Below are 15,869 nucleotides of genomic sequence, written 5' to 3' on the forward strand. Positions count from 1 at the left end.
AATAATTGTTATTTATCCCGCATTAACGGGCAGTAAGACCCCCACCCAAAAATTCAGCGGAAGCAAAGAAGTTAGGTGGGGGATGAATAAAACCCCCACTGATCAAAGTTTCACTTTATTGGTGTAAATCGATTTTTATTATGATAATTTAGAATTGTATAATAAAAAAAGAGGGGATTCTATGGGGAGCAAAAAGAGAAAGCGAAAGCAAGCTAAAAGACAAAAGTACATAAAGAAAAAACAGGAGCAGAACATACCTTTTTCACAGAAAGTAGTCATTACGATAGAGAAATCATTTCGGTATATTTGTATGGCTCTGTATGTAATTTTGTGTATGTATTCATTTGGAGTGTTTTACAGTTTTGAGATAACTCCTAATATTATTGAGAGTATTTTAGTATTTATCCTTGTTGCAATAGAATTAGTCTTATTCGTTATATTTTTTGATACAGTATGGCCTAGTCATGAAAGTAAAAAAGATAGAAAAAGAAGTAAAAAATCTTCATACGCTTCAAGCTCATCAAGTGGATTCGGTGACTACAGTAGCAGTGATTGTAGTAGCTCAAGTGATGGTGGAGGAGATTGCGGAGGTGGTGGAGATTAAGTTGATTTTTCAGAAGAACGACTAATGAAAGGATGAGACGAAAGATGGAAACTGTGAACTTAATAGAATTAACAAAGGACATTCAAGATCAACATAAAAACTTCGTCGTTTCAAATATAAACAGTCATTGCTTACGAATCGCTGTATTTATTGGTGAATATGATTGGCACTATCATTCTAATTCGGATGAATTATTTATTGTGCTAGAGGGAGAATTACTTATTGATTTTGAAAATGGAGAAACAGCGGTTTTAAAGCCAAATGATTCTATTTTAATTCCAGCATGTACGATTCATAGAACGAGAGCATTAAAGAGAACGGTAAATCTTTGTTTTGAACATATAGAGGCTGATACGATTAAGGTGGAGCAATTATGAAAAAATTATCTGTAGCTGAGTATGGAAAAGTTCTTCCGGTTTTAGAAGGTAATACAAGAACGACGACGTTTGCTTATGCCGTATGTGATCGAATGATAGATGGTGAGGTTTTTGTAAACGGGCAATTAACAGCAGGATTAATTATTACAGCTAACGGTATCTATTATTTATTTGGTGATACGGATGATCACAAGTATAACGAAGATTTATTTTCGTATATCAAAAAGGCTATTGAAAAAACAGAGAAGAGATTTACACTGTTCACTTCGAGCGAAGAATGGGAAATGATGATAGAAGGGCGTTTTAGTAATGTACTTCGGAACATCCCGCGAATGAAATTTCAAAGCGTAACCTTTGAAGAGAAACAACGAGATTTTAACAAAAATACATATGAAGTGAAGCGTATTGATATAAGAGATATAGAGCGAAGCAGTGAATTTAAAGAGGAGTACTACAAAGAATATTGGGGATCAAAAGAAACGTTTTTGAACAGTGGTTTTGGATTTTGTATAGAGCAAGATGGGATAATTGTAGCTGAATGCGTCTCAATATTTAGCGGGCATGGTTTTGCTGAAATAGATATTGCAACACATGGAGCGCATCAAGGGAAAGGATTAGCTCAAGCTGTTGCAACACGGTTCATTGAACATTGCATGCAAAATGATATTATACCGAGTTGGGATTGTTATGTAGACAATATTCCTTCGGGAAAATTAGCTAGTAAATTAAATTTTTATCATCCAATAGAATATAGTTTGTTTGTACGTAAGAAAACGGGGGAATAAAAATGAATGTAGAATTAACGAGATTTAAAGTTAAGCCTGGTAAGAGTCATCGAGTAGATGAATGGATGCAGCTTCTTAATGATAATATGAAAGAAGTACTTTTGACATTAAATGACGAAAAGATGTACGTTGAGACAATTTTCCGGGAAATAAGAGATGGAAAAGAGTACTTATATTGGTATTCTGTGCAAGGAAAAGGTGGGACTCATGTCGAAAATTCTCATCATGAAATTGATAAAAAGCACTTAGCATTTTGGTATGAATGTATCGATGAAGAAGCACCGTCTATTGATATGAAAACAGAAGTTGTTATGATTCAAGATGTTGTGAAGGAAGCGATGAAATAATAGAATAGTATTTCAGAGAGAAGCGTATCAAAATGGATGTGCTTTTTATTATGAAACAATTTATAAAAGCTGCATTTGGATATCTTTAAGTGAAAATAAAGAGGGATATCGAGAATATTTTAGGATAAACTATAAAGTGAAACTTTAATCCGTGGGGGTCATCCCCCACGGATTATTAGTTGAACCAATCGGGCATTAACGGGCAGTCCGACCCCAACCTAACTTCTTTGCTTCCGCTGAATTTTGATGTGGGGTCTTACTGCCCGTTAATGCGGGATAAAGAAATAAAAAACACCAAACGAAAAGACCTACCAATATACGGTGTAGTCGTAACAGGAAAAACAGGGGATTTACAAAGTTTACAAGAATCAACGTATATTAAGGCTGCTGTAAGAGGTGTAACAGTTGAGAAATATTGATTACAAGTAATTAATGTGAATAATCAGAAAATTTATGTTATAATATGGGAAAAGGAGGTTTATATGAGGCAAATACATGGAGCAATTTATATTTACATAACAATGTTTTTCGTGGCGATATCCTATGGATTGGGGCACGTGTATTCGCATCCTATACTAACTTTTTTAAGTGGAGCATGTATGGCGTTTGCGCTTCTTGTCCACCTTTTCTCAGTTTGGATCGTGAAATTTCAATTAAATATTAGTGAAATAGAAGAAGGCACTTTTTGAGTGGCCTTCTTTTTTAATAATATTTTGGAAGCTCTTGTAGCAATTTTTCAATTTCGTATTCAGTTTCTTTACATATAGACATTGTACGTAATCTGAAAAATAAGCTACGTAAGAAAGATTTTGTATTTCCATATAGAAACTCGTACGATTCAATAGGTAGTAATTGTTTTTGGACCGGTAATTGAGCTGCTAAGTCACGAAGGGCTAATATGAGTATTTCTTCTTTTAGGTCATTTTGCAGCATTGCGACAATCGGATAAACGAGACGCTCGTCTTCTTCATATTTGTAGTAGATAGAATGGACAAAAACTTTGTTTAACAAAGTTTTTAATATCTCTTCGTAATGTAAAGTTTCTAGTTTAGGATTATGAACAAGCGCCTCAAATGTATCGGAAGCATGAGCGATACTATGTGCCCAGCCGTGGTCTGGAACATATCCGCGGAAATCATGTTCATTGTTCATATATAGAATTAATTGATCTTTTACATTTGAAATATCAGTTTGTGATAAGAAATTATGATTTGTATCTGCATCTATAATGAGCGCAATTAATAAGGTGGTAAATGCGCGAGTAAATACAGCATCTTCGTCATCTGAATGAATTTTATACAATAAATATTTTTCACCGATGCTTTCTAATAATAGTTTCTGTAATTGTGTGTGTGAAAGGTAGTCCTTCTTGATGAGATGATAAAAAGTAGAGTAGATGAGTTTGTCCCTTAAATAGTTATCAGTATCGCCAATATGTTCAAGCATATTAGAACTTAAAGAATCAATGTTAAGTGTGTTATCCAGTATGTAATTATTATTACGAATTTCTTCTAATTGTTGTTGTAACATATAAACCCTCCTATTTTAGAAAATTCTGTATTTAAATAGTATAATAAAAGGAAGGAATAGGCAATGAAGTGAAACTTTAATCAGTGGGGGGATTCCCCACCTAACTTCTTTGCTTTCACCGAATTTTGATGTGGGGATCTTACTATCCGTTAATACGGGATAAATAAGTGTTTTTGAATGGAGGGGGCATTATGAAGAGAGCATTATTCTTTTTCATTAGTATTTTCTTTTTAGGAAGCTGTTCCATTTCGTATGTTACTTTTTCTAGCGAGAGCAAAAGTTGGATGGGACAATATAAGGGCCATATTAAGGACGACAGTGAAGATGGAGTGTTTACGTTTCAGTATAAGGGCGGAGATGGGAATACAGAATTTAAGAATTTAGAGATTGCTATTAATGGAGCCTTTAGCACAATGACACAAACGTCAGAAAATCATAAAGGAGCAAAGGTTGAAATGAAATCATCTTGTGTAAGTTGTGCGCCTTTATCTAAAGATGAACCGATAGAGGTTTTGATTAAATGGGATGATAAGTATGAGGAGAAGATGGTGTTAAATTTGAAATAGCCTAGAGTAAGGAGTTAAAAATGAATAGGCATATGAAAAAATTAATGTTTATAAGTGTATTTCTAATCATATTATCAGCGTGCACTACAAAACAAGTAGAGGTAAAAAAAGTACCTAAAGAAGGGTATATCATATTAAGAAATGACACGGTGTTTTTTGCCGATGATAAAACGTTTGAAACAAAAGTAGAGTTGCAACATTATATAGAACAACAAATGAATAAAGAGCATCCATCACATATAGTCTTGAGCTTTAAGGACAAAGACGCATATAAACAGTTAAAAACAGGGGATAAAATAAAAGTATGGTTTTCTCAAATACTTGAAAGTTATCCAGCAAAAATGATTGTAGAGAAATTTGAAATAGTAGAGAAATAGAAAAAGGCAGCAACCAAGCTGCCTTTTTTGTTATTTTACAAATTGTAATTCTTTCGGGAACTTCGTTAAAATTTCTGATCCGTCTTTTGTGATGTAAATATCATCTTCAATACGAACGCCACCTACGTTTGGTACGTAAATACCTGGCTCGATTGTGAAGACCATACCTTCTTTTAATGGAGACTCGTTGCCAGCTTTTACATCTGGATATTCGTGTACGCTAATTCCAAGTCCGTGACCAAGGCGGTGCGGGAAGAAGTCACCGTAACCTGCATCTGCGATAACAGAACGAGCAGCGTTGTCGATTGCGCCAAGTGTAACACCTGGTTTACATGCTTCAACTGCTTGTAGTTGTCCAGCAAGTACAGTGTTGTAAATGCGAGTTTGCTCTTCAGAAATCTCACCGAATGCTACTGTACGTGTAATATCAGAGCAATAACCTTCAATGATTACACCTAAATCAAATAGTACGAAATCACCGCGCTTCATTTTGTTTGCACCAGGAATACCGTGTGGAAGAGCAGAGTTTGCACCCGCTAATACCATCGTATCAAATGACATTTTATGTATGCCTTTTGTTTTTAATTCGTGTTCAATAATTGCTAATACTTCTAGCTCGCTACGGTTTTCTTTAATTGCATTTACACCAACTTCAACAGCGTAGTCCGCCATTTTAGCTGCTTCGCGTAAAATAGAAAGTTCTTTTTCATCTTTAATTAAACGAAGTTCGCGAACTTTTTCCTCAGCTGATTTGAAAGCTGCATTTGGGAATAATTTCGTTAATTCTTCGTAGCGCTCTACGTTTAAATGTTCTTTTTCAATTGCAACTGCATTTGCATTGATGCCGCGGTCTTTAATTGCTTTTGCAATCATATCCCATGGTCTGTCAGTATCAGTAAATCCGATAATTTCATGTGCCCAGCCAGCGTTACGTGCTTGACCTTCTTCCATTTTAGGACAAATTAAAATAGGTTCTTTTTCTTGGAATACAAACATACCAAGTAATCTTTCATGCGGTTCACAGTGGAAGTTCGTCATGTAGAAGACGTTCGGTGTAGAAGTTAAGAACGCAGCTTCTACGTTTTTTTCTTTTAGCCATTGCATTAAATTTTCTAATCTAGCATTCATCGATTGGCACCCCCGAGATATTTAATTACAAATATAACTTTAACTCGGAAGAAAGCGTTATGACAAGTAAATAGATGTTAGAAAAGACAGGGAATAGAGAAATCATGTAGAATAAAAAGTGAGAATGTGAATAGGGGAGGAATGTAATAATGAAAGTATCTTATCATGGACATTCAGTTGTGAAAATTGAGGCGAATGGAAAAGTTATTTTAATTGACCCGTTTTTAACAGGTAATCCGAAAACAGATTTAAAAGCTGAAGATGTAAAAGTGGATGCAATCCTTTTATCGCATGGACACGGTGATCATGTTGGAGATACAGTAGAACTTGCGAAGAAAAATAATGCAGTTGTTGTAGCGCCATTTGAACTAGCAACATTTTTAAGTTGGCAAGGTGTAAATACACATCCGATGCATATTGGTGGTTCACATGAATTTGACTTTGGAAAAGTGAAGTTTACACAAGCATTCCACGGCTCTAGTTATATTGATGAAGCAAATAAGACGATTACATATACAGGTATGCCAGCAGGTATTTTATTTACAGCAGAAGAGAAAACAGTGTACCACGCAGGAGATACTGCACTATTCTCTGATATGAAGTTAATTGGGGAATTAAATAAAGTTGATCTAGCATTTTTACCAATTGGTGATAATTTCACAATGGGACCAGAAGATGCTGTACTAGCGGCAAAATGGATTAATTCGAAAACTGTTGTACCGATGCATTACAATACGTTCCCAGTTATTGAACAAGATCCATATCAATTTGTAGAAAAGCTACAAAATTGTACAGGGAAAGTATTAGAAGCTGGAGAAAGTATTACACTATAGAAAAGAAACCCTTCATTTGAAAAGAAAAGTGAAGGGTTTTTTACGTGTGTAGGACAGCTTTTAATGCTTGTATTTGTTTTGGTGATTCTTTTCTTTTTGTACGTGGTTGTTCAGGTGTTTCATTCAATTCCATTGCAACTTTTTTCCCATCTACGAAAGCTAAAAATATAGCACCTACAACCTCTAAAAATTTTTTCATCATGTGTACGCTCCTTTGTTTTATTTCTTGTCTTCATTGTATAGGGAATCAAGTGGGCGAACTATCGAATGAGATGACAATAGCATTACATTGTTGTAATAGAATGACTGGTGGAATGTAAGGTTCATTTTGTTATAAAAAAAATAGTACAGGTATGCAAAGAGAGAGTGTAACAGTTTTGAAAATATAGTATACTGAAAGTACAACACATGAAGAATTTAGGGAAAAGAAAGTATGGTGAAACCATTTGGCTACCAAGCATAACCAAATTTTAGAACATATTAATAGCCTGCCAGTAGGCCATAAAATTTCTGTAAGACAAATTGCGAAAGATTTGAGTGTAAGTGAAGGGACAGCTTACCGTGCAATTAAAGATGCAGAAAATAAAGGATATGTTAGTACAATTGAACGTGTCGGAACAATTCGAATTGAACAAAAGAAGAAAGAGAATATCGAAAAACTGACATATGCAGAAGTCGTTAACATTGTCGACGGTCAAGTACTTGGAGGCAGAGAAGGACTACATAAAACATTAAATAAATTTGTAATCGGAGCTATGAAATTAGAAGCGATGATGCGCTATACAGAAGCTGGGAATTTACTCATTATTGGTAACCGTACGAATGCACATCAATTAGCGCTAGAAACTGGAGCCGCTGTATTAATTACGGGTGGATTTGATACGGAAGATCATGTGAAGAAATTAGCAGACGAATTAAAGCTGCCGATTATTTCAAGTAGCTACGATACATTTACGGTCGCAACGTTAATTAACCGTGCAATTTATGATCAACTGATTAAGAAAGAAATTGTACTTGTTGAGGATATTTTAACACCAATTGAAGAAACGTTATATTTAAAGCCACATGATACAGTACAGCAATGGCATGCATATAACGAAGAGACAATGCACGGAAGATATCCAATTGTCGATGAAAATAAAAAAGTGCTAGGAATCGTAACTTCAAAAGACATGATCGGTGTAGCGAAAGAAACACCAATTGATAAAGTAATGACAAAGCACCCAATTACAGTGAATGGTAAAATGTCTGTCGCAGCTGCGGCACGTATGATGGTGTGGGAAGGAATTGAATTACTTCCTGTCGTTGAGGAAGGAAATAAACTGCAAGGTATCATTAGCCGTCAAGATGTACTTCAGGCACTGCAAATGATTCAACGTCAGCCACAAGTTGGAGAAACAATTGATGATATCGTAACGAATCAATTTATGACGCCAAAAGAAGCGAAAAATGAGCATCTATATCAATTTTCGGTGACGCCGCAAATGACGAATTCAATCGGAACGTTATCGTACGGTGTATTTGCAACAATTGTGACAGAAGCGACAAATCGCGTCATTCGTGCGCAAAAGAAAAGCGATTTAATTGTTGAAAACTTAACAATTTATTTCGTGAAGCCGGTTCAAATTGATAATGTTGTATCCGTTCATCCGAAAGTATTAGAAATCGGGCGTAAATTTGGTAAGGTCGATGTAGAGGTGCATCATGAAGGTAATGTCGTTGGAAAAGCATTACTTATGGTTCAGTTAATTGATAAATAAAAAGATGGAACAAATCGTTTTGATTTGTTCCATTTTTTTTTGTTGTTTTAAATTTGAAAGGCATGATTTTAGATGAGAGTTTTAGTGAAATATGTATGGGATGGAGTGGAAAAGTAACACGATAAAAGACAGAATAGTAATTTAATTTTGGTATATATTGTGTTATGATTATATTGTAAGAAAATGGATTTCTGGAAGGTGGTATACATTATGTCGTCAGCCGTACTCTTTTTTGGTAGTATCGCACTATTTTACTTTCTTGTAATGATACCGATCCAATATTTATATTTACAAGGTTTACATGAAAAAAAGGAAAAGACAGGATTATCTCAGCGAGAGCTATATGAAAAAATGTCTTTTGGAGAAGAACAATTACATTTTCACGTACAAGGTAACCCATTTAATATACCATCTGCATTTGTTGCATATATGATTTTGAAAGTTAAGGGTCGTAAAAAAGCATCACAATATTGATGCTTTTTTTATGTTGCTTCATAGACTTCGGCTTCTTTAACTGCTAATGGTAAGAAGTGTTTGTATTGGCGAAACCCATTAAATACACTTGCACTACCAAATAGAACGAATAAAATACCAACGATAATACGAGCGGTTGAAAGTTCTAAAAAGAATTGGTTTACCCCGAAAAATAAAACGAATGAACCGAGTGCCATTGCGGATTTTCCTGAGAGCCAACCTTTTTCCATTGGGCGGTTTGTACGAAAGTATTTTGTTTTGTAAAAGAGGTACAACATAAATGAGACGATAATACAGAAGACTAATACTGGCATAATGAACACTCCCATCGCTTTGTGAAAAATAATAGAAAAGAAAAAGAAATATCTAAACTTTCTAACTTCTATTATAAAGCAATTGTTCGCATGTATGAAATACTTTCCGTTATAATGGAGGATAAAGCGAAGAAGTTGATTAAAAAGGAGATTATACATATGCATGAGCAAATTTTAGGAGCAATTAAAGAGTTTGATACAATTATTATTCATCGCCACGTGCGTCCGGACCCAGATGCATTAGGTTCACAGGGTGGCCTTGGTACAATTCTACAAGAATCGTTTCCAGAGAAAAATATTTATACGGTTGGGTACAATGAACCGTCGTTAGCGTACTTAAGAGTAATGGATGATATTGAAGATAGTGTATACGAAAATGCGCTTGTTATCGTTTGTGATACTGCGAATCAAGAACGTGTTGACGATCAACGCTATAAAAAAGGGAAGATGTTAATTAAAATTGATCATCATCCAAATGAAGATCCATATGGAGATATTACGTGGGTAGATACGGCAGCGAGTTCTACAAGTGAAATGATTTATGAGTTTTACACGTATGGAAAAGATAAAGGATTAAAAATAACAAAAGAAGCAGCTCGCCTTATTTTAGCTGGAATTGTTGGGGACACAGGTCGTTTCTTATTCCCGAATACAACAGCAAAAACACTTCGTTACGTAAGTGAGCTTGTTGATATGGGTGTGAAATTCACAGATTTATACAATGAAATGTATAAGACAAAAGAAAAAATTGCTCGTTTAAACGGTTATATTTTACAAAACTTTACGATGGTAGAAGAAGGAGCAGCTTACATTAAATTAACGAAAGAAGTATTAGAAGAGTTTGATGTACTTTCTTCTGAAGCATCTGGTGTTGTTGGAGCACTTGGCAATATTGATGGATTAAAGGCGTGGGTTCTATTTTTAGAGGAAGACGACGTAATTCGTGTTCGTCTTCGTTCAAAAGGACCAGTTATAAACAAATTAGCAATGCAATATAACGGCGGAGGACACCCGATGGCTTCTGGTGCGAAGGCATCTTCTTGGGAAGAAGCGGATCGTCTTTTTGCTGATTTACGTGAGATTTGTAAATAAGAGAGTATATGTTAGAACGAAAAGAAGGAGCGGCGCTAAAGCCCTCCTTCTTTATTTTTCTTTCTCTATAGTAATGCTAATTTCAAGCACTGTATCAAAAGATATTGTATCGACTTTAAAACGGTATAGCCGATCGTAATGTTTGTACGTCTTGTTTTCGATTACCTTTTTGAGTAGGTCTTTATTTTTTGCGATACTTTGAATGTTTTTCGTTAAAAGATGCTGGAGATCATTATGGATAGATGTAGTCATATTTTCGAGTGTAAGATTGTCTAAATCGTATTTTTCTCGATTGATAAGTTTTATTTTAATCTCTTGAATGGTTAAGAGCCGTTTATTTTCAGTGTTCAATTTTTCTTGATCTTCGAGAAGGACGTGGAGTTTTGCTTCTTGTTTTTCTATAATTTCTCTTTGTTCTGCTATTTTACTAGCTTGTTCTTCTTGAAAAACACCGTATATGTACAAAAAAATAAACCAGCTCAACACGCCTCCAACAGCAGCACCAGCTAATACTAAGTACCATCTTTTTGCTGTATTGGCACTTGGTACTCTCATACATGTTCCTGCGTTAGCCATTTAATAATAATGAGACCTGTTTGCATACCACCAGTTGCGAAAAAAATAAGGAGAATTTGTTTTACGATATCTTTCATATCTCCGCCAAAGAAACTTCTTTCAAAGCTATAAAAGGTATCGAATGTTCCGCCGATTGCTGCAACGAGTGCCCAAATTCTTAAATTTTGGGCGAATTGATTAATGTAAGTTAGAGCTGGTTTTCCGATAAGAAATGCACCAAATCCACCAATTAATGAACCGCCAAGTATAACCCCAAAGGCAATAAAATAACTAATAATAAGCAGAGAGAAAAAAGTATGTTCTCTTACATCCATCGTCATTCCCCTTTCTTCTTCATATATATGGACAAAGTATAAGAAGTATGTTTTGATTTCCGCTTTCCTCATCACCTATAATAAAAGTAGTCAAATAGGTAAAGAGAGGGTACAACAGTGAAGTTTGTGCATTTACAATGTCAAACCGTTTTTAGTTTATTAAAAAGTGCTTGTAAAATTGATGAGCTTGTAGTCAGGGCGAAAGAACTTGGTTTCTCATCGCTGGCTATTACGGATGAAAATGTTATGTATGGCGTTATTCCGTTTTATAAAGCATGTAAGAAACATGGTATACAGCCTGTTATTGGATTAACCGCTTCTATTTTTAGTGAAGAAGAAGAAAGGTCTTATCCGCTTGTATTACTTGCTGAGAATGAAATAGGCTACCAAAATTTATTAAAGATTTCTAGCAGTATTATGACAAAGTCCAAAGAAGGTATCCCTAAGAAGTGGCTTGCGCATTATGCGAAAGGATTAATTGCTATTTCACCAGGTAAAGATGGCGAAATTGAGCAATTATTACTAGAAGACAATGAGAGTCAGGCTGAAGAAGTAGCTCGAACATATCAAAATATGTTCGGCCATTTTTATATGAGTTTGCAGCATCATGCAATTCAAGATGAGTTGCTTTTACAAGAGAAGCTACCTGAATTTATTAGTAGGGTTAATATTCCAGTCGTTGCAACAAACGATGTGCGTTATATCAATCAAAGTGACGCACTTGTTCACGAATGTTTACTATCTGTTGAAAGTGGAACGAAAATGACTGATCCAGATAGGCCGAGGCTGAAAACAGATCAATATTATTTAAAATCATCGGATGAAATGGAAGCACTATTTTCCCATGCGCCGGAAGCAATCCAAAATACAATAAAAATTGCAGAGCGTTGCCAAGTAGAAATACCGTTCCATGTAAATCAACTTCCGAAGTTTCCTGTTCCGTCTAACGAAACGAGTGATATATACTTGCGTCGTGTTTGTGAAGAAGGTTTGCGGAAACGATATGGTGCGCCGAAAGAAGTGCATATAAAGCGTTTAAATCATGAATTAAATGTTATTTCTCGTATGGGATTTAGTGATTATTTCCTCATCGTATGGGATTTTATGAAGTATGCACATGAAAATCATATTTTAACAGGACCAGGTCGTGGATCGGCAGCTGGTTCACTCGTCTCATACGTATTAGAAATTACAGATATTGATCCGATTGAATACGATCTATTATTTGAAAGGTTTTTAAATCCTGAACGTGTGACGCTTCCCGATATTGATATTGATTTTCCAGACATAAGACGTGATGAGATGATTCGCTATGTGAAAGATAAATACGGTCAGCTTCGTGTTGCGCAAATTGTAACGTTTGGTACGCTTGCAGCAAAAGCAGCAATTAGAGACATTGCCCGCGTAATGGGGCTTCCGCCACGAGATATTGATATATTTTCAAAACTTATCCCATCAAAGCTCGGTATAACGTTAAAAGATGCATATGAAGAATCACAATCACTTCGTGAGTTTATACAAGGGAATCTTCTGCATGAGCGTGTGTTTGAAATCGCAGAACGTGTAGAAGGTTTACCACGTCATACGTCTATTCATGCGGCTGGCGTTATTATGAGTCAAGAACCGTTAACAGGCAGTGTAGCAATTCAAGAAGGACATAACGATGTTTATGTTACGCAATATCCAGCTGATGCGCTAGAAGAACTTGGGTTGCTTAAGATGGACTTTTTAGGGTTACGTAATTTAACGTTACTTGAAAATATTATAAAATTTATCGCGAACAAAACAGGGAAAGAAATCGATATAAGAAACTTACCTCTTCAAGATGAAAAGACGTTCCAATTATTAGGGAGAGGGGATACAACAGGTGTATTCCAGCTTGAGTCAGGTGGTATGCGAAATGTACTTCGCGGGTTAAAACCGAATGAGTTTGAAGATATCGTAGCTGTTAACTCGTTATACAGACCGGGGCCGATGGAACAGATACCAACCTTTATTGAATCGAAACATGGAAAAAGAAAAATTGAATATTTACATCCGGATTTAAAGCCAATTTTAGAAAGAACATACGGCGTCATTGTATACCAAGAACAAATTATGCAAATTGCATCGAAGTTAGCAGGGTTTTCGCTCGGAGAAGCAGATTTACTGCGCCGTGCAGTGAGTAAAAAAAATCGTGATATTTTAGATCAGGAACGTAAGCATTTTGTTCAAGGGTGTTTGCAAAATGGTTATGATGAGACGTCTGCTGAGAAAATTTATGATTTAATTGTAAGATTTGCGAATTACGGTTTTAACCGAAGTCACGCTGTAGCTTACAGTATGATCGGATATCAGCTTGCCTATTTGAAAGCGAACTATACGCTGGAATTTATGACGGCATTATTATCAAGTGCAATTGGAAATGAAGATAAAATTGTACAGTATATACGAGAAACGAAGCGGAAAGGCTTTCACGTTTTGCCGCCGTCTCTTCAGAGAAGTGGTTACAACTTCCAAATAGAAGGGAATGCGATACGTTACAGTTTACTTTCGATCCGAAATATTGGAATGGCTACAGTGACGGCATTATTAGAAGAACGAAAGAAAAAAATGTTCGAAGATTTGTTTGAATTTTGTCTCCGTATGCCGTCAAAGTTTGTGACGGAGCGCAATTTAGAAGCTTTCGTCTGGTCCGGATGTTTTGATGATTTTGGTGTTTCGAGAACGAATTTATGGAAAAGTATTAAAGGGGCATTAGAGTACGCGAATCTCGCACGTGATTTAGGAGATGCTGTTCCAAAATCAAAATACGTACAAGGAGAAGAGCTATCTTTTATTGAACAACTAAATAAAGAGAAGGAAGCACTTGGCTTTTATTTATCAAGTTATCCGACAGCGCAGTATGTAAAGTTAGCAAAAGAATTAGAAATTCCATCTCTCGCTCAGGCGATGCGACACAAGAAAAAAGTACAAAGAGCTATTGTGTATATAACAAGTGTGAGAGTGATTCGTACGAAAAAGTTTCAAAAGATGGCATTTATTACATTCTGTGATCAAAATGATGAAATGGAAGCAGTCCTCTTCCCGGAAACGTATATACATTTCTCGGACAAGTTACAAGAAGGAGCAATTGTTTTAGTTGACGGTACGATTGAGCTAAGAAATCATAAGCTGCAATGGATTGTAAATGGTCTATATCCGCTAGAGGAAATGGATGTTTATGAAGAAAAGAAAGACGCATCTGTTTACGTGAAATTGCCGTCTCAGTATGAGAAAAAGCTTTTAAATCAGGTTACGAAAATATTGTTCGACTATTCAGGTTTTGCGAAAGTACTAATTTATTATGAAAAGGAACATAAAATGGTACAATTATCTCGGAGTTTATCGATTCATCCAAGTGAAGAATGTTTAGGAGCACTTCGTGAAATTGTCGGGGAAGAAAATGTAGTTGTGAAAATATAATGGACAATTTCCCTACACTTCGATTATTATAGTAGTAGTGTTCGTGGTCAGACCACTTGGAGAAATTGATATCAGCAAGAATAATTTGAGGAGAGTGGATAGTTTGTCAACACTTCGTGAAGAAGCACTTCACATGCATAAAGTGCATCAAGGAAAATTAGAAACTGTATCAAAAGTAAAAGTAGAAAATGCAAAAGATTTAAGTCTTGCATATTCTCCAGGGGTTGCAGAACCTTGTAAAGAAATTTATGACGATAAAAGTAAGGTATATGAATATACGATGAAGGGAAATATGGTAGCAGTTGTGACAGACGGAACAGCTGTACTTGGTCTTGGTAACATTGGACCTGAAGCATCTCTTCCAGTAATGGAAGGTAAAGCTGTATTATTCAAGAGCTTTGCTGGTGTAGATGCATTCCCGATTGCCTTAAATACAAACGATGTAGATAAAATTGTTGAAACTGTAAAATTAATGGAGCCAACTTTTGGCGGCGTTAACTTAGAAGATATCGCAGCACCAAACTGCTTCATTATTGAAGAGCGTTTGAAAAAAGAAACAAATATTCCTATCTTCCATGATGATCAACACGGAACAGCTATCGTAACAGTAGCAGGTCTTGTAAATGCACTGAAATTAGTTGGAAAGAAAATGTCTGACATTAAAGTTGTCGCAAATGGCGCAGGTGCAGCAGGTATTGCAATTATTAAACTTTTATATCGCTATGGTGTACGCGACATTATTATGTGTGACCGTAAAGGGGCAATCTATGATGGTCGTCCTACAGGTATGAATCCGGTGAAGGATGAAGTTGCAAAATATACAAATAAGAATCGTATAGAAGGTTCTTTAGCTGATGTTGTACATGGTGCGGACGTATTCATTGGTGTATCCGCAGAAGGTGCATTAACAGAAGAGATGGTTCGTACAATGAATGACGATGCGATTATTTTTGCAATGGCGAATCCGGTTCCAGAAATTATGCCAGAATTGGCAAAAGCAGCGGGCGCAGCTGTTGTTGGAACAGGTCGTTCTGACTTCCCGAACCAAGTAAATAATGTACTGGCGTTCCCTGGTATTTTCCGCGGTGCACTTGACGTACATGCGACACAAATTAACGAAGAAATGAAGATGGCAGCTGTACAGGCTATTGCTGAGCTTGTAGCAGAAGATGAGTTGAATGCAGACTATATCATTCCGGCACCATTTGACGCGCGTGTAGCGCCTCAAGTAGCGGCTTACGTTGCAAAAGCAGCAATGGAAACAGGAGTAGCTCGCCGTCAAGTAGATCCAAATGAGATCGCTGAAAAAACAAAACAATTAGCGCTGATTGGTAAAGAATAAGCGAGG

Annotated in this window: 19 protein-coding genes and 1 pseudogene; 14 read left to right on the plus strand and 6 right to left on the minus strand. The window is 36.0% G+C overall.

Going from position 1 to position 15,869, the window contains the following annotated elements:
• The first annotated feature begins 181 nt into the window (after positions 1–181).
• The 6 genes and pseudogenes from ASE54_RS22220 to ASE54_RS22240 all read left to right on the plus strand — a co-directional run bounded on the left by ASE54_RS22220 (position 182) and on the right by ASE54_RS22240 (position 2,802).
• Positions 182–604 (plus strand): hypothetical protein, encoded by a 423-nt coding sequence (locus ASE54_RS22220; RefSeq protein WP_000534962.1) that lies wholly within the window; start codon positions 182–184, stop codon positions 602–604.
• Positions 605–648: 44 nt separating this feature from the next.
• Complete coding sequence (locus ASE54_RS22225; RefSeq protein ID WP_000450929.1) at positions 649–981, plus strand: cupin domain-containing protein; 333 nt, start codon at positions 649–651, stop codon at positions 979–981.
• A complete protein-coding gene (locus ASE54_RS22230) occupies positions 978–1,766 on the plus strand; it encodes a GNAT family N-acetyltransferase (RefSeq protein ID WP_000736720.1) in 789 nt (262 codons plus the stop codon). Before ASE54_RS22225 ends, ASE54_RS22230 begins: the two co-directional genes overlap by 4 nt.
• A gap of 2 nt (positions 1,767–1,768) precedes the next feature.
• Positions 1,769–2,113, plus strand: a complete 345-nt coding sequence (locus ASE54_RS22235) for a DUF6176 family protein (protein ID WP_001100213.1) — start codon at positions 1,769–1,771, stop codon at positions 2,111–2,113.
• 281 nt (positions 2,114–2,394) lie between these two features.
• A pseudogene (locus ASE54_RS35910) lies at positions 2,395–2,532 on the plus strand (anti sigma factor C-terminal domain-containing protein); the annotation flags it as partial.
• A gap of 63 nt (positions 2,533–2,595) precedes the next feature.
• Positions 2,596–2,802: a hypothetical protein gene (locus ASE54_RS22240; RefSeq protein WP_001248905.1), complete on the plus strand. Its 207-nt coding sequence runs from the start codon at positions 2,596–2,598 to the stop codon at positions 2,800–2,802.
• Between the two features lie 13 nt (positions 2,803–2,815).
• On the opposite strand, the gene ASE54_RS22245 is transcribed toward ASE54_RS22240, so the two are convergent.
• A complete protein-coding gene (locus ASE54_RS22245) occupies positions 2,816–3,643 on the minus strand; it encodes a DUF2785 domain-containing protein (protein ID WP_000941470.1) in 828 nt (275 codons plus the stop codon).
• A gap of 191 nt (positions 3,644–3,834) precedes the next feature.
• On the opposite strand from ASE54_RS22245, the gene ASE54_RS22250 reads away from it, so the two are divergent.
• Positions 3,835–4,209 carry a hypothetical protein gene (locus tag ASE54_RS22250; RefSeq protein WP_000816702.1) on the plus strand — a complete coding sequence of 125 codons (375 nt, stop codon included), beginning with the start codon at positions 3,835–3,837 and terminating at the stop codon, positions 4,207–4,209.
• A 20-nt stretch (positions 4,210–4,229) separates the two neighbouring features.
• The gene (locus ASE54_RS22255; protein WP_001079383.1) at positions 4,230–4,586 is read left to right on the plus strand and encodes a DUF3221 domain-containing protein; all 357 of its coding nucleotides are present in this window, start codon (positions 4,230–4,232) and stop codon (positions 4,584–4,586) included.
• Positions 4,587–4,616: 30 nt separating this feature from the next.
• On the opposite strand, the gene pepQ is transcribed toward ASE54_RS22255, so the two are convergent.
• Positions 4,617–5,714, minus strand: coding sequence for a Xaa-Pro dipeptidase (pepQ, locus tag ASE54_RS22260; protein ID WP_000994037.1), 1,098 nt, complete (start codon positions 5,712–5,714; stop codon positions 4,617–4,619).
• Between the two features lie 149 nt (positions 5,715–5,863).
• On the opposite strand from pepQ, the gene ASE54_RS22265 reads away from it, so the two are divergent.
• Positions 5,864–6,547, plus strand: a complete 684-nt coding sequence (locus ASE54_RS22265; RefSeq protein ID WP_000868923.1) for a metal-dependent hydrolase — start codon at positions 5,864–5,866, stop codon at positions 6,545–6,547.
• 40 nt (positions 6,548–6,587) lie between these two features.
• Here the strand turns inward: ASE54_RS22265 and ASE54_RS36460 are convergent, their stop codons facing one another.
• Positions 6,588–6,749 carry a hypothetical protein gene (locus ASE54_RS36460; protein ID WP_000976014.1) on the minus strand — a complete coding sequence of 54 codons (162 nt, stop codon included), beginning with the start codon at positions 6,747–6,749 and terminating at the stop codon, positions 6,588–6,590.
• A 244-nt stretch (positions 6,750–6,993) separates the two neighbouring features.
• Between ASE54_RS36460 and ASE54_RS22270 the strand changes: the two genes are divergently transcribed.
• Both ASE54_RS22270 and ASE54_RS22275 read left to right on the plus strand, forming a co-directional pair.
• Positions 6,994–8,307 (plus strand): CBS domain-containing protein, encoded by a 1,314-nt coding sequence (locus ASE54_RS22270; RefSeq protein WP_000201579.1) that lies wholly within the window; start codon positions 6,994–6,996, stop codon positions 8,305–8,307.
• Positions 8,308–8,517: 210 nt separating this feature from the next.
• Complete coding sequence (locus ASE54_RS22275) at positions 8,518–8,781, plus strand: DUF3949 domain-containing protein (protein ID WP_000093045.1); 264 nt, start codon at positions 8,518–8,520, stop codon at positions 8,779–8,781.
• 8 nt (positions 8,782–8,789) lie between these two features.
• Here the strand turns inward: ASE54_RS22275 and ASE54_RS22280 are convergent, their stop codons facing one another.
• A complete protein-coding gene (locus tag ASE54_RS22280) occupies positions 8,790–9,095 on the minus strand; it encodes a YtpI family protein (protein WP_001144782.1) in 306 nt (101 codons plus the stop codon).
• A 159-nt stretch (positions 9,096–9,254) separates the two neighbouring features.
• Here ASE54_RS22280 and ASE54_RS22285 point away from each other — a divergent pair, with 159 nt between their 5' ends.
• A complete protein-coding gene (locus tag ASE54_RS22285; protein WP_014895347.1) occupies positions 9,255–10,187 on the plus strand; it encodes a bifunctional oligoribonuclease/PAP phosphatase NrnA in 933 nt (310 codons plus the stop codon).
• A gap of 51 nt (positions 10,188–10,238) precedes the next feature.
• On the opposite strand, the gene ytrI is transcribed toward ASE54_RS22285, so the two are convergent.
• Positions 10,239–10,742 (minus strand): sporulation membrane protein YtrI, encoded by a 504-nt coding sequence (ytrI, locus tag ASE54_RS22290; RefSeq protein WP_001265736.1) that lies wholly within the window; start codon positions 10,740–10,742, stop codon positions 10,239–10,241.
• Entirely contained in the window at positions 10,739–11,152 is a 414-nt protein-coding gene (locus ASE54_RS22295) for a YtrH family sporulation protein (protein WP_002005839.1), read from the minus strand. The genes ytrI and ASE54_RS22295 overlap by 4 nt, the downstream gene beginning before the upstream one ends.
• A gap of 42 nt (positions 11,153–11,194) precedes the next feature.
• On the opposite strand from ASE54_RS22295, the gene dnaE reads away from it, so the two are divergent.
• Together dnaE and ASE54_RS22305 are read left to right on the plus strand one after the other, a co-directional pair.
• Positions 11,195–14,521, plus strand: coding sequence for a DNA polymerase III subunit alpha (dnaE, locus tag ASE54_RS22300; protein ID WP_000673722.1), 3,327 nt, complete (start codon positions 11,195–11,197; stop codon positions 14,519–14,521).
• 133 nt (positions 14,522–14,654) lie between these two features.
• The gene (locus ASE54_RS22305) at positions 14,655–15,863 is read left to right on the plus strand and encodes a malic enzyme-like NAD(P)-binding protein (RefSeq protein ID WP_161635086.1); all 1,209 of its coding nucleotides are present in this window, start codon (positions 14,655–14,657) and stop codon (positions 15,861–15,863) included.
• Positions 15,864–15,869: the final 6 nt, after the last annotated feature.

Source organism: Bacillus sp. Root131, from assembly GCF_001429475.1.
Classification (GTDB): Bacteria; Bacillota; Bacilli; order Bacillales; family Bacillaceae_G; genus Bacillus_A; species Bacillus_A thuringiensis_S.